General features: G+C 49.1%; 1 protein-coding gene. It reads left to right on the plus strand.

The genetic code is table 11. The features are described from left to right. Positions 1-376 (plus strand): AMP-binding protein (locus GY791_11040; protein ID MCP4328958.1); only part of this gene is annotated, 376 nt, incomplete at its 5' end. Between the last annotated feature and the right edge of the window lie 237 nt (positions 377-613).

Consider the following 613-nt stretch of genomic DNA (forward strand, 5'->3'; position numbering starts at 1 on the left):
GATTTTTAATTGTTTCAAGAACCTGCTGGAGATGGCAGTGGAAAACCCATACAAGGTAGTGTGGGACCTTCCCATGCTCACCCAGGCTGAGCAACAGAAGCAGTTAGTGGAGTGGAACAAAACGTCTGCTCCTTCCCCTAAGCCTGGGTGGCTGGTTCACAAGTTTTTCTTGGATCAAGCCGAGACAAATCCAAATGCAATAGCCCTGGTTGAGTACGGAGGGCTGAAGCGGATTATCTCATATGCAGAGCTACAAAGCATGGCAGATAAGGTGGCAAGGCAATTGCGATTATTGGGGGTTGAAGGGGACTCGTCGGTTGGCCTGCTTATGACCAATGACTCGGCTGAAGCGATTGCGTCCATCTACGGTACATAGGACCTTCTCATACTTGCATATCGGAGTATCGGGCCACTAACAGAAAGACATACTCCACTCTCACGCAGGTGTCCTCATTGCGGGTGGAGCATATGTGCCACTTGATCCGAGCTATCCTGTTGCCCGAATTGAGCTAATTGCACTGGATGTGGGGTTGAAAGCTCTGTTGGTTAAGGATGAGGATGCTTTTGCAGAACACAGTAATGTTGTGAAATGCCCTGTGTTGAGCGTGATGAA

It is taken from the genome of Alphaproteobacteria bacterium (assembly GCA_024244705.1).
Classification (GTDB): domain Bacteria; phylum Pseudomonadota; class Alphaproteobacteria; order JAAEOK01; family JAAEOK01; genus JAAEOK01.